Origin of the sequence: Psychrobacter cibarius (genome assembly GCA_030686115.1) — a bacterium.
GTDB lineage: Bacteria > Pseudomonadota > Gammaproteobacteria > Pseudomonadales > Moraxellaceae > Psychrobacter > Psychrobacter cibarius_C.
The window spans coordinates 2,527,886-2,540,966 of the sequence record CP131612.1 but is presented as its reverse complement, the minus strand read 5'-3'; the positions used below and the strand labels follow the sequence as shown (position 1 = coordinate 2,540,966).

17 protein-coding genes are annotated in these 13,081 nt (G+C 42.2%); 4 read left to right on the top strand and 13 right to left on the bottom strand.

The annotated features are described in order from the left end of the window. The first annotated feature begins 49 nt into the window (after positions 1-49). From Q6344_10780 to Q6344_10770, 3 genes are read left to right on the top strand one after another with little or no spacing between them, the layout of a single operon-like run. Positions 50-751 (top strand): TrkA family potassium uptake protein, encoded by a 702-nt coding sequence (locus Q6344_10780; GenBank protein ID WLG13082.1) that lies wholly within the window; start codon positions 50-52, stop codon positions 749-751. A 43-nt stretch (positions 752-794) separates the two neighbouring features. Next, positions 795-1,337, top strand: a complete 543-nt coding sequence (locus Q6344_10775; GenBank protein WLG13081.1) for a DUF3124 domain-containing protein — start codon at positions 795-797, stop codon at positions 1,335-1,337. A 29-nt stretch (positions 1,338-1,366) separates the two neighbouring features. Then, the gene (locus tag Q6344_10770) at positions 1,367-1,780 is read left to right on the top strand and encodes a PaaI family thioesterase (GenBank protein WLG13080.1); all 414 of its coding nucleotides are present in this window, start codon (positions 1,367-1,369) and stop codon (positions 1,778-1,780) included. A gap of 91 nt (positions 1,781-1,871) precedes the next feature. Here the strand turns inward: Q6344_10770 and Q6344_10765 are convergent, their stop codons facing one another. From Q6344_10765 to Q6344_10735, 7 genes are all read right to left on the bottom strand, one after another. Beyond that, positions 1,872-2,504, bottom strand: a complete 633-nt coding sequence (locus tag Q6344_10765; GenBank protein ID WLG13079.1) for a YceI family protein — start codon at positions 2,502-2,504, stop codon at positions 1,872-1,874. Positions 2,505-2,678: 174 nt separating this feature from the next. Then, positions 2,679-3,470 carry a PAP2 family lipid A phosphatase gene (locus Q6344_10760; protein ID WLG13078.1) on the bottom strand — a complete coding sequence of 264 codons (792 nt, stop codon included), beginning with the start codon at positions 3,468-3,470 and terminating at the stop codon, positions 2,679-2,681. Next, positions 3,467-3,940, bottom strand: a complete 474-nt coding sequence (locus Q6344_10755) for a diacylglycerol kinase (protein ID WLG13077.1) — start codon at positions 3,938-3,940, stop codon at positions 3,467-3,469. Before Q6344_10755 ends, Q6344_10760 begins: the two co-directional genes overlap by 4 nt. Positions 3,941-4,081: 141 nt before the next feature. Continuing rightward, positions 4,082-5,428 (bottom strand): HAMP domain-containing sensor histidine kinase, encoded by a 1,347-nt coding sequence (locus Q6344_10750; GenBank protein ID WLG13076.1) that lies wholly within the window; start codon positions 5,426-5,428, stop codon positions 4,082-4,084. Positions 5,429-5,500: 72 nt separating this feature from the next. Beyond that, positions 5,501-6,187, bottom strand: a complete 687-nt coding sequence (locus Q6344_10745) for a response regulator transcription factor (protein WLG13075.1) — start codon at positions 6,185-6,187, stop codon at positions 5,501-5,503. Positions 6,188-6,227: 40 nt separating this feature from the next. Beyond that, a complete protein-coding gene (locus Q6344_10740) occupies positions 6,228-7,940 on the bottom strand; it encodes a phosphoethanolamine--lipid A transferase (protein ID WLG13074.1) in 1,713 nt (570 codons plus the stop codon). Positions 7,941-8,338: 398 nt separating this feature from the next. After that, entirely contained in the window at positions 8,339-8,779 is a 441-nt protein-coding gene (locus Q6344_10735; protein WLG13073.1) for a CopD family protein, read from the bottom strand. 63 nt (positions 8,780-8,842) lie between these two features. Here Q6344_10735 and Q6344_10730 point away from each other — a divergent pair, with 63 nt between their 5' ends. After that, positions 8,843-9,322, top strand: coding sequence for a hemerythrin domain-containing protein (locus Q6344_10730; protein ID WLG13072.1), 480 nt, complete (start codon positions 8,843-8,845; stop codon positions 9,320-9,322). A gap of 24 nt (positions 9,323-9,346) precedes the next feature. Here the strand turns inward: Q6344_10730 and modA are convergent, their stop codons facing one another. The 6 genes from modA to moaB all read right to left on the bottom strand — a co-directional run bounded on the left by modA (position 9,347) and on the right by moaB (position 13,066). Next, entirely contained in the window at positions 9,347-10,189 is an 843-nt protein-coding gene (gene modA, locus Q6344_10725; protein WLG13071.1) for a molybdate ABC transporter substrate-binding protein, read from the bottom strand. A gap of 83 nt (positions 10,190-10,272) precedes the next feature. Further along, complete coding sequence (locus tag Q6344_10720; protein ID WLG13070.1) at positions 10,273-10,764, bottom strand: molybdenum cofactor biosynthesis protein MoaE; 492 nt, start codon at positions 10,762-10,764, stop codon at positions 10,273-10,275. Positions 10,765-10,820: 56 nt separating this feature from the next. Then, positions 10,821-11,111 (bottom strand): MoaD/ThiS family protein, encoded by a 291-nt coding sequence (locus Q6344_10715; protein WLG13069.1) that lies wholly within the window; start codon positions 11,109-11,111, stop codon positions 10,821-10,823. Positions 11,112-11,174: 63 nt separating this feature from the next. Then, positions 11,175-11,693 (bottom strand): cyclic pyranopterin monophosphate synthase MoaC, encoded by a 519-nt coding sequence (gene moaC, locus Q6344_10710; GenBank protein WLG13068.1) that lies wholly within the window; start codon positions 11,691-11,693, stop codon positions 11,175-11,177. Between the two features lie 77 nt (positions 11,694-11,770). Further along, positions 11,771-12,532, bottom strand: coding sequence for an NTP transferase domain-containing protein (locus Q6344_10705; GenBank protein WLG13067.1), 762 nt, complete (start codon positions 12,530-12,532; stop codon positions 11,771-11,773). 3 nt (positions 12,533-12,535) lie between these two features. Then, positions 12,536-13,066, bottom strand: coding sequence for a molybdenum cofactor biosynthesis protein B (moaB, locus tag Q6344_10700; protein ID WLG13066.1), 531 nt, complete (start codon positions 13,064-13,066; stop codon positions 12,536-12,538). Positions 13,067-13,081 lie beyond the last annotated feature (15 nt).

Here is a 13,081-nt window from a genome sequence, read left to right as displayed (position 1 = left end):
AAATAAGCCATTTCATCATTAAAAAATACTGAAAAAGGTTAATAAGGTTATGAAATATATCATCGTAGGGCTAGGGAACTTTGGCTCATCGCTAGGCATGGCTTTGACCCGTCAGGGGCACGAAGTGATTGCCATTGACAGCAGCATACAAAAGGTTGAGGCGTATAAGGAAGTCATCTCTCATACCATCTGTATGGATGCTACGGATGAATATACCGTCAATGGGTTACCGATTATCGACACCGATATCGTTATTGTCGCAATCGGTGAAGACCAAGGCGCAAACGTTATGGCGACTGCATTATTTAAAACCCTAAAAGCGAAACGTTTGATCAGTCGTAGTATCAATCCACTGCACGAAAAAGTGTTGCAAGCTATCGGTGTGGACGACCTTATTCATCCTGAAAAAGAGGCGGCCAATCGCTGGGCCAAACGGCTGTCGCTACGTTATTTCGTCGACTCGTTTGAGCTGAGTGATCATTTCAGTATGGTAGAGATTAGCATTCCCAAGTCGTTGATTGGTCAGACTGTTGATGACTTGCAGTTGGAGCAAAAGTTCAATATTCGATTGCTTAGTACCTTGCGCTATGAGTATTATGAAGACAGCTTTGGTCGTACGCAAAGTAAGCCTAGTATTAAAGGCTTGGCTGCGCCTGAGCAAGTATTGCAAGATAACGACGTATTGGTCATCTACGGTGCTAACAAGCATATCAACGAGTTTCTGCGTAGTGTCGGTGTGAAAATCAAATAAACATTTGCAACAGCCGTGACATGAAAAGGCAAAGGGGAAACTTATGAGTAAGCGCACTATATCCATCTTGTTGCTTGCGACGATGGCGTTGTTGTCAGGCTGTGATCAGACGCCGCAAGACCCGAACGTGTTGTATTCAGAAAAACATCAAGACCCCATTCAAGAGCTGGAGATGACAACAGCGGTTGATCGTAGCCAGTTTGCCTATAAACAAACCTTTTATGTGCCCATTTATTCTGACATTTATACCGACAGAGACAATCGTAAAGTATTGCTATCAGCGACTTTGAGTGTACGCAATACCACGCTAAAAAAATCACTGTATATCAATAAAATTGACTACTATGGCACTGATGGAACCTTTATCAAATCCTATTTAACCAAACCGATTGAGCTTCCAGCAATGGCCACGCTCAATTATATCGTCGAAAAAGAAGAGGATAAAGGCGGATCGGGCGCCAACTTTATCATCGAAGTCGAAGGGATAGACGAGACGGTCAAGCCTGTCATTGAGGCGGTGATGATTGGTAATTTTAGCAATAAAGGCTTTGCATTTAGTACAGAAGGTACGCCAGTGGTGCATTGATTAAGGATAATAAAATCCAAGGAAGGGATATGTCTGCAACCAAAGAAGAAATTGTCGCCTTTATGGCGTTGGAATTTCCACAAACCAAATGTGTCATCGAGGCAGTCGGTGACAATCGCTCGACTTTATCACACGATATTGGTATCAATGAATTGCGTCCCGGTGGTACGGTCTCTGGACCAGTATTGATGAGCATCGCTGATGTGGCTCTCTATGTGGCGATACTTGGTAAAATAGGTATTGTGCCATTAACGGTGACGACGAGTTTGACCATTAACTTCCTGCGCAAACCCTCAGCAGAAGCACGTATTATCGCTGAGTGTACGTTGATGAAAGTTGGGCGCACCCTAATCGTTGGCGAGGTTGCGCTTTATTCTGAAGGCTCTCGTGACATGGTGGCTCACGTAGTTGGCACGTATTCCGTACCGCCTCAGCACGTTTAGCTATTTTTAGCCTATATTTAAAATGAGGACATGCTCTAAAAAAGCAGTGCTATAAAAATCAATGTCATAAAATTAATGCTGATAAGGACTGCTACTGTTTGGTTGCCTCGACCTGAATGTTTAAGTGAAGGTTTTTAGTGACGCCAAACCACGCATATTTATCGATATTCCATTTGGTGCGATCAATCATCGCCGTAAAATCCCCACCACAAATATCTTTTTTGAGCGTAGGGTGTAGATAACAGTCAAACTTAGTCGCTGTTAAGCTAATAGGGTGGGTTTCGCCATGCAGCGTTAGATGACCGTCTACTTTTGTGACCATTGGGCGTGATTTGTCTTGGCTAAAATACCATTTGTTAGAATCAAAACGTGCCAACGGAAAGCGCTGCATATCAAAGAAGCTAGGGCCTGTCAAAGTCTGGTTAAATGCTTTATTTCCCGTATTTAGAGAGCTGATCGGAATGACCAAGGAGATATTGCCAGTTTTTAAACTTGAGTCATATTGCAGTTGACCTTGGACATTATAAAAGCCGCCCGCAGTGGCAGGGGATTGGAAGCGTTCAATGGCAAAGCGCACATGGGTGCCAGCAGGATTGATGGTATAACTGGCGGCATGGCTGCTATGTGCAGCGCTTATTATTAATAATGGCAGTGCCAATGTTAATATCAATGTCAGTAAAGGGTAGAGATGTGATTTTTTTAGAATAAAAGATAGGATGCTCATAGCTACATTCCTTTGCGGGCTATTGATAAATAAAGAACGTCGTCGACGAGCGCAATCCATGCTGTTACTCAATATTAAGTCAGGCAGTCATAACTATTTATACATTATTTATCAAATACTCAGTAGCTTTATTTTTATAAGAATATCATTGTTAATTTGGCTATTATTTAACAGTTAAGATTGGGTTTTCGACGATTTTTGAAAGCTTGCCGCATCAGGTTTTTTGCCATTAGCATTGATACTGTTGGCTTTATTCGCTACTGGGTATTTAAAAAACAGCGTTGCAAGCACGCAGGTTATCGTCAATGACAGAAGCATCGATACTAATGTATGACTAAAAAAGTGATCACCAAACAGCATCTTATACAGTCCCATCGTCCATCCTACAACCGTGACTATTTCAAATATTCTATAGCGATACTGATGCAGAGTGGGTAAAAATGCCAAGCCATACAGAGAAAATCCGGCACTGGCATGAGCCGCTGGGAAGCACTTGGCAGGCGTGTTAGCGACTATATTTTGCCAAATATTTAGATAAGGCAAGTCGCCACCAAACAGTATTAAATGATTGGGGCAACTGACATGAGTGACACCTTTGAGTAGCGCAATCATACTGGGAACGGCAATTAAAACAAGCAGTAGATAACCTATTTCACGCGTGGATAAAGGCGTGAGCCGTTTATCGTACTGAGTATTTTTTATTACCAGATTGATATCTGTATCCTGTTTATGTCTCAGGATTAGAACGGCTATGAGATAAATGCCAAGCAAGATGAGTAGCAATTTAGGCAAGTCATAAAAAATAAAGGCAAAAGGTTGTGTGCCTTTTTCTAGTAGCCAGTGTCCATTAGTGTAAAAAAGCTCACTAATATGAATGTCTAATTGGCTGTGCTCAAACAACAGTGTCGCTATGATGGTCAAGCATAGGAGTTTAAGCCAGACTCCATTGGCTGAATATGTTTTCAAAATACAACACTCAATAATGCCATCATCCACAAGATAAATAGCAGCAGTAATGCCAAAAATTGCGCCGCAGAGCCAACATCTTTGGCTATCTTTGCCAGTGGATGCTTGGCGGTCGATGTGTGATCGACACTGGCTTCGATTCCAGTATTAATGAGTTCGACAATTAATGATAAGAAAGAGGCGACGACCAGCAGCATTTTGATGCTGATAGTAAAAGGGCACAATATAATCGCCGTGAATAATATGAGATTGAGCCAAAATACTTGTCGAAAAGCCGCCTCAAATTTGTAAGCTGCTTTAAAGCCGTCCAGAGAGTAACCAGCGGCTTTTATAATGCGATAAAATCCTGTTTTACCCTTGGCGTCACTGGCATAGCTATGAGGTAGCAGCTGTTTTTTGCCTGCTATTGGGCTTAAACCCCCACCACTCGTCGACTGGTTTTCAAAATTAATAGGGTTTGCTTTATTCATATCCAATGCTTCACAGTCTATTAATATCAAGATATGCGATAAATTTTAATAATTTAATCGTGGTCGAATGTTCAACATGCCCTAAGTATAAGCGGGCAGGCATTAAGAAAACGTTAAGCTTTTTTAAAATAGAGATCTTCTCTAATGATAATTGATGATAAAAGTACTGCCACCTAGCGGGTTGATTTGGTGAGTAAGTTGCCAGCCCATATGTGTCATGATGCGCTGTACGATACTGAGCCCCAAGCCTGTGCCTTCTACTGGATAATGGGCGTCAGCTGCCGATGACGATTCTGTATCCAATGAGATGTCTTTATACTGCTGCTCTAGACGCTCAAATCTCTCATATAGCAGCGGCATCATCACCTCAGGAATACCTAGACCAGTATCAGTGACGGTGATTTTTTCAGCATCGATAGTGATGATGACCTCACCCTCATCGGTGTACTGAAACGCATTTTTTATCAAATTACCCAGGGCCATTTTTAGTAGTTCAGGTCGTACGTGTGCGACATACAGCTGTTCTGCGACTATTTTACAAGTGACTGACTTATGGCGAAGCAAGTAATTTAAGCGCTGTACTTCATTTAACGCGATGTCATTGATAGACGTTGGCGGTGCATCCAGTTCTTCAGGAGCACGAGACAGCAATAATAAGGCGCTGATAATCTCCGAGGTTTCTTTGGCGGTCGTACTGATACGAGTGGCAAATGCGCTCAAGTGAGGGTCGTTTTCTAGTTGTGAGGACAATACTTCTGATGCCCCCATGATAATCGTCAAAGGCGTGCGCAGCTCGTGACTGACATCACCAGTAAATAGCTGCTCGCGTTTGAGGTACTGCTCAAGTTTGTGGTTTTTTTCATCGATTGCGCGTGCTAACACGCCAACCTCGGAGGGCAGATGCGTCAATTCCGTCAAGTTGCGATGATCTGTTTCTACGGCTTGCTTTAAGTCTAATAAAGGTTTAATGATTTGCTTGGAGGACAGCGATGAAAATATCGCTGCAATCAATAAGCTCAAAATGACTGCTACTTTTAGGGCGTTGGCAAATATGTCTTCTAAATGCTCAAATATGGCCAAAACAGGGTAATTCCCCATCACCATTTCAGTATTTTCTAAGTAAGTTAAAATGTAGTTTTCTTTGTCTTTTTTATAATTAAAAAAATGTAACTCTGTCGTCGATTGACCCTTTTTAGTGGTGACAGTGACGGGCATCTCTTGTACGGTTTGGGTGGCCAGTTTTTGCAGATTGCTCGGTGCGTTATCGAAGCGATAAATTTTAATACCCGGTTCAGCCGTATAAATAGGTTGATCGCCTTCTTTTTCTTGGCTAAGCTCTAACTGTTGCAATAAGCGAGCTTTGACCAGCTGTTGCTCCATTCTGACTTCGGCATACATGAAAATACTGACGAAAGTGGCACACAGCAATAGGGCAAATAACAAGTAGGAGAGTCGAAACTTATTGGCGATGGAGTCGATATTAAACATGGTGTTTACTTCGTTGTGAAAGAAGATATGAAAGACAGTAAGAGTCAAATAAGGACATCAGACGATGATTTTTTAGGCTTTATCTGGATCAATAATCTGATAACCGACACCAGGCAACGTGACTATCATGATTTTATCGAACGGCTTATCTACCTGCGCACGGACCCCATGCATGTGAGTACGCAGTGCATCACTGCTTGGTATGTCTTCGCCCCATACTTTTTCTTCCAGCTCGGTTTTGCTAACCACGCGCGGCGCCGCACTCATCAAGGTATGTAGTATTTTGAAGCCTGTTGGTGTGAGTTTTAGCGACTTACCTTCACGTGTAATCGTATGCTCACTATGGTTTAAAGACAACGTGCCAACGGTTAAACCATGCTCAAAATGATCATCTTTATGTCGGCGTATGAGAGCCTTAATACGAGATTCTAATTCCACCAATGAGAAAGGCTTAACCAGATAATCGTCAGCGCCACTATCGAATCCTGCCACTTTATCTAAAATCGTATCGCGAGCGGTCAGCATCAATACTGGCGTTTTGTCATGCAGCTCTTCCCTGAGATTTTTGCACAGTTTAGTGCCGTCCATACCCGGCAGCATGACATCTAACAAGATGACGTCATATCGATTATTCGATGCGAGCGTTAAGCCACTAATGCCATTATGGGCATTGTCTAGCTCAAAGCCTTTCGGCTCAAAAAAAGCATAAATATTGGCGACGATATCGGGATTGTCTTCAATGATGAGTATCTTGTACATGAGTATTATTACCTAAAAAGGCGGAGCGATGATAAAGAGTTCAATTAGCCACTTTAAAAAAGGTGGGTGCTGCTTTGGTTTCGTCAGTGGTGATACCAAAAAACTGAAGCAAGGTTGGCGTAATAAAATCATGTGATACAGGCTGATCAATCATGTTAGCTAAGCTACTTTTAGCAATAGTGCTGCTATCAATGCCATTGCCAGTCGGTGACCAAATAATCACTGGCACATGCTTTTGTGCATTTGGCGCAATAGCGTATGGCAGACCATGCAAGTAAATATTGTTTTCGCCCAAACTTTCTCCATGATCACTAATATATACCATCACCACCTCATAATCTTGCTCATAGGGTTTTAAGGTGTCGATCACGCTATTTAAAAAATAATCTGTATAACGAATGGCATTGTCATAACCATTGATAACCGATTGGTTGTCGCATTTTGATAGCTCATTGGTCATACAGACGGGCTGATATTCTGCAAAATCTTTAGGGTAACGCTTAAAATAGGCGGGTCCATGATTGCCCATTTGATGCAGCAAAATAAGTGTGTCTTTAGGTGTCTCTTTCTGTGAGCTGCCTGACTTAACCAGTTTATCAAAACCATCAAGCATGCCTATATCTCGACACTCAATATCACAATCTGGATTGAGCGCGGTTGTTTTATAATCCTCAAAAGTTACGCGGTCAGCCACCCCTTTGGCGCTAGAGTTATTGTCTCGCCAAACGACATTGACGCCTTGCTTGTGTAGTGTATCGAGCACGTTTTCATTATAGCTAGCGCTATCAGGGTCATAATTTTCTCTATTGGCGTAGCTAAACATGCAGGGTACTGAATAGGCGGTAGATGTGCCGCATGACGAGGCGTCTTTAAAGCTGTAAATGTCTGATTTTTTTGAAAGCAAAGGCGTGGTGTTGCGTTCATAACCGTTTAAGCCAATATGGTCAGCGCGAACGGTTTCTCCTACTACAAATACCATCAACTTAGGTTTTACAGCGCTGTTGCTAGTGTTAATAATAATGCTGCGTTTTGCATCTGTGGCATGAGGGATTAGCGTATCGGGACGACGGCGCTCAGCGATATAATCAGTACCCAGTTTGATGACAGAATAAACAGGAGTAATAGGATTAACATAACTACGGACTATTTTGTGCTGGCGAAAAAAGCTGGCGTATTGGTCACCAAATGGCACCAGACACACCGCTATCAATACGATAGATAATAATAGGGTGACTGATTTTTGAAGGGTTGCTTGTTGCCAAGATAATCGCTTTAGACGAATGTTACCAATCATGAAAGCAGGTACTATACCTAGTAAAAACAGGCGAATAAATAGACTGGGCGCCATTAATCCCATGGCTTCTGCTTGATCAGTTTGTAAGCCGTTAATGAGCATATCACGATTAAATATCGTCCCGTAGGCGTCGGTAAAGTAACCACAGATAGCTGCAATCAGCACCATTATGATAAGCACTAATTTTGCCGTTGAGCGATGACACAGCAGTGACAACACCAACCACATCAGCCCAAATAATAAGCCTATGATGGAAAAAATAAAGCCCGTGTTTGTGCTAAATGGATAAACGCTGAGTACTTGCTCAAAAAAGCCAATATTCGCCGTCGCTACTAAGTACAGAGCAACGACTATGACCAGATGATTGAGATTGATCTCGCGATTATAGAGCTTGCTTAGGGAGTGGCTTTTTTTATTGGCTTTGGGCGCATCGATTTTGGCGGCTTGAGATATTGACATACAAGTACTTCTCAACAGGATGGTAAGGAGTGTAATGCCTTACAGTAACAAGTACGCTGTTAAGAAGATGTTAAGGTGGTTGAATTCAATGAGATATTAGGACATATTAGGGTCTGTTGAACATTCACAAATAGGCACTGCTGATTGATCAAATCGTTTCAGACAAGGCGCAAATTGAAGATAATGCTCGTGCCTTAGCTAGACTTGCAACACAGTATGAAGCGATTTTAACATCAGCTCAAAGAGACAGGACTCTTTTTTGCCGCTTCGTCATTAAAAACATCCGCTTAGAACGACTAAACTAGATATTTTTAATCTAAAATCGACTAAAAAATAGTCACTGTCAGTGCCGTGGTCGAATGTTCAACAGACCCTAATAACCTAAACGATGACACGTCCTAATTTAATCCTGTGCGAAAGAGCGTACCAACGACAACAAAGGCGACAGAAAACAAAGTGACCAATATGATATTGATTGAAAATCCTTTCAGGGTCTGAATAGACAATCTGGGTATTCGATAGAAACGAGCGTGCAGGGCAACCAGAACAGTCATTAGCAATAATAGTAATTTGAGACTAATAAGAATACTAAAATCATTATCAAGTTTAAACCATGCAGCAATGTTGGGTAATATCTGGTAGGCCATCCAAAGTCCAGTGATTATTTGCAGCACCAAAGCCGGCATCCCAACCCTCTCAAACAGCTGCTCAAATTGCATCAGACCATCAATATTTCGGGATGATAGTGCTTTTGGTAATACCACCAAGGTCAAAATCAGATGACCACCTGTCCAGACAGTAGCGCTTAACAAGTGTAGTATGAGTATATAGTTAAGCATAGATAACAATCCTTAAATGCCACTGACATAGGGCTTTATGTCGATTAACTGAGGTACTTAATCATGAAACGCGCCGCACAATTACAACCATTATCTCGTCAACATCATCTAGGTCTAAATCTATCTCGCCATGCTAAAGAGTGTGCTGATGAACCTAACGCAATTGCCGAGCATTGGCTAAATATCACGTCTTATATTAACGAGATGCAACAGCATTTTCAGATTGAAGACAATCTAATGGCTCATGCCTTACAGCCTCATAGCAGCTCCAAACCTGAGGTGGCATCGGTACTAAATACACTTGATGCGCAGCACAAGTCCCTGCATGCACTCATGGCAGAGGTTCAAGATTTGCCGCAATCTCAAAGCAATCACGTCACCGTTGGACAAGTCAAAAAACTCGCCACCTTGCTATATGATCATATTCGTTTTGAAGAACGAGAATGGTTTCCTATCGTTGAGCGCTATCTGACAACAGAAGAATTAGAGGCTATTTATGATGCCAGTCCAGACAGTATCAAACGCTCAGATGAGAACCGTTAGAGCACGTTTTTTATCAAAGTTGTCTTACTCTATAGCAAGATAACCTGCGTCAGAAAAATACTGCTGTCCAGCAGGCGAGCGCAGATAGTTTGAAAAATCGGTCGCGGCAGTAGTGTCACTAATCACCAACCCGTCTTGCAAAATAGGAGGATAAGCGTCTGGCGCTAACGTATAGAACTGCTCAGGCATGGCTTTAATCGCTGTCAGTTGTGATTGAGCGACAAAGCCATAATCGACATTACCAGTGTGCGCATATTGAAACGCTTGCCCGATATTTTCAGCTTGAATAATGCGACTTTGCTCAGTGAGAGTGTCAAAGATGTTTTGTGATTGCAGGTACGCTTGCGCCGACTTACCATAAGGGGCGAGTTCTGGATTGGCAATGGTGATTTTGCTATCAGATTCAGACATCAATAATGCATTTAAGGTAGTAGGGTTGAGTCCTTTAAGGGACTTGTTAACACTATAAAGTGCCAGCTGACCTTGGGTATAAGTAAAGGGCTCGTGGGTTGCTTCGTCAGCAGATTTTGCGTTATCTAGTTTTTCTTTGGCAAGTTTGGCAGGGAATTCTTGATTGGCGGATAAAAATATATCGTAAGGTGCGCCAGAGGTAATCTGCGCATATAATTTACCTGAAGAGGCATAAGTCACGTCAATCGCTTGTGCAGGCAAGTTCTTATCCATTTTATAACCCGCAATAATCTCAGGCAATACATCTGATAAGTTGGCAGCCGCTGCGATGCGCAGTGTTTGACTTTGCTCAGTGGTGTTGTCGACATCTGATTGGACTGGCTGAGTGGTTTGCTCTTTGCTACAAGCGGTGAGCGTTAATGCTAAGCAAGCTGATATTGTTATTATTTTAATCATTATTATGAAGCCTTCTTATTATTGCTCGCCAGTGTCGTTCACTGTTATTGCTAAAGGTTAGCTATCGCTTTGAGTAGTCATTATTACCCATTATTACTAAGCCATTTAGAGGAATCATCTTGGTAATATTCTTGCTTCCAAACTGGAATGTCGGCTTTAATAGTATCCAATATCCAGCGACAAGCATCAAAGGCAGGATAGCGATGGGCGGAAACCACGCCAACCCAAATAGCGACATCACCAATTTCTAATGCACCGATACGATGGATGGCAATGGCATGGGTAATCTCAAAGCGCTTTTTGGCTTCTTCAATAATGGCGCGACCTTGATTGATGGCAAGATCTTCGTAGCCATAATAAGTCAAACGATTGACGCTACTGGCATTATTATAATTGCGTACCCGTCCTTCAAAGCAGACAAACGCGCCGCAACTGTCATCATCAAGGGTGCTTTTAAGACGACCTTCATCAATATCGGTATCTAACAGCGCAAAACCATCACGTTCAGCGATGAGGTACGCCTCATCAATGGTACGTTTAATGCTCATCGATTGACCGTGTACATTGTCTGTCATAACCATTTTCTCTTATTATTTTTAAGATTCTTAGTGATACAAATGATAGTGTGGTTTTAACCACCAGCCACTGGGGTGATAAAAACCACACTATCACCCTCATAAATCTCATCTGTCCACTTTGCAAAATAGTCATTGACCGCCACGCGTAGCTCTGACTGCGGACGACTAAAGCGATGCTTTTGGCTCAGCTGTTCATACAGTTCGGTCAATGAAGTTGACTGTGGCACAGTGACTGTTTCTTCATGACAATTGGCTTCATCAGCTAAGCTAGCGAAATATAAGACGTTAATATTCATCGTGGTGTCTAACTTAGAATTTGTATTGCTTTCTATTAAAGTGCTCATAGCAATCTCCCTTATTTCTGAACTGCTTATTAACAGTTTAATTTTATAGTTTTCAAATTACTTTCAGGCATGTTGATAATCGGACTTACCGCCGGTTTTTTTCATTAAATGAATATTATCAATCACAATGTCATGCGAGATGGCTTTGGTCATGTCATAAATGGTCAAGCAAGCGACACTGACGGCGGTTAATGCTTCCATTTCTACCCCCGTTTTATGAGTAACTTTAACCGTGGCAGTCACAGTGATACTGTTTTGGTCATCATCGTATGCAAAGCTTAAGCTAATTTTATCTAAGGGCAAAGGATGGCAAAGTGGAATCAAGTCGTGGGTGCGTTTGGCTGCCATGATACCGGCAATATGAGCAGTCTGAGTGATGCTACCTTTTTTGGTCATGCCGTCAGCGGCTTTGATTTGCGTATAAATGTCTGCAGGAAAAACCACTTGTCCGAGAGCACAAGCTTCTCTGGTGCTAGCCGTTTTGCCACTCACATCGACCATGGTAATATCACCGTCGCTGTCTAAATGGGATAAGCCAGATTGATTGTTTTTATTATTGTTGTTCACTTGGTCGCTATTCATTTTTCATTTCTCTTAAATGGCCAGTTTTTATCAGATGGTCAGCTTCTCTCAATAAACCTTTTTATAAGTCGTTTAGTTTATAAGTCATTTAAAGCTAAACAAGCACGTGCAAAATCTTTAGGCGTATTAAAATTGGTCAAATACTGCCAGTTTTTTGCAAAAGGGACGGGCTGCACAATCGGCTGAATAAACTTCATCACTTGCCGTTGCTCATCGTCAATATAACGCTTTAAATCAGGCTCAATACTTAAACGATATAAACCTAACAAGGGGTATAGGTGATGTTCATCGGTTAGGCAAATCACAGTTTTATCAGGATTTTTCGTGATATAAGGTTGCAGTTTTTGCCATAAATCAGTGACAGGAATTAAGCTGTCACAGCTGATAACCATTAACCAAGATATATGTGGGCTTGTGTCTGTCGTTAATTCTATTGAGCTTGTCACAGATTGCAGCGCTGCTTCAATCGCTACCAACGCGCCGCCGGTTTCAATCGGTTTATCATCATTGCTTGACAGAATCTTGTTAGAAAGATCGTTAGCAGATAGATAATCAGTAATATAAGAAATTGATGACTGCGGGTTTTTTTCGATCAAATCGTGATTGACTGTAAAGTTACGCCCATTATCGGCAATCATAATAGATATATTGCTTATCATCGCAGCACTCAATTCAAGTGCCTGTCTGACATGATAATCAAGCAAACGCTCACCTGTCGGTAGTATCAACTCAGCTTTTGGCGATCCCATACGTTTGGATGCGCCGCCCGCCAAAATAACGATACCTGCTAAATGATTGAATCTATCTACTTCGATTAAGCTACCCACAACTTCAAGCATGAATTAATCGTGACCTGGATTGGTGCGCATAAAGTGTGGGACAAAATTACAGGGGCGTGTGCGGCTATCAAGCTGCTCTTGTAAGATACCTTCCCAAGCAGTGCGGCAAGCGCCTGATGAGCCGGGTAAGCAAAAAATGCCCGTGCCATTTGCCATGCCAGCGACGGCGCGAGATTGAATCGTCGACATGCCGATATCGTCTTTTGAGATTAAGCGGAACATCTCACCAAAACCATCGACCGATTTATCAAATAATACGCCGACCGCTTCTGGCATGCTGTCGCGGATATAAAAGCCAGTACCGCCCGTGGTGATAATAGCGTGCACATCTGGGTCGGCAATCCAACCGCTGATGACGGCTCTGATTTTATAAATATCATCAATAATCAGCTGACGATCAGCCAGCTGATGACCTGCTGTGGTCAGTTGGTCAACCAAATACTGCCCTGAGGTATCTTCTGCAAGAGTACGACTATCAGAAACCGTTAAGATGGCGATATTAAGCGGGGTAAAGGGTGCTTGCAGCTTACTCATGAATAATCCTTAATA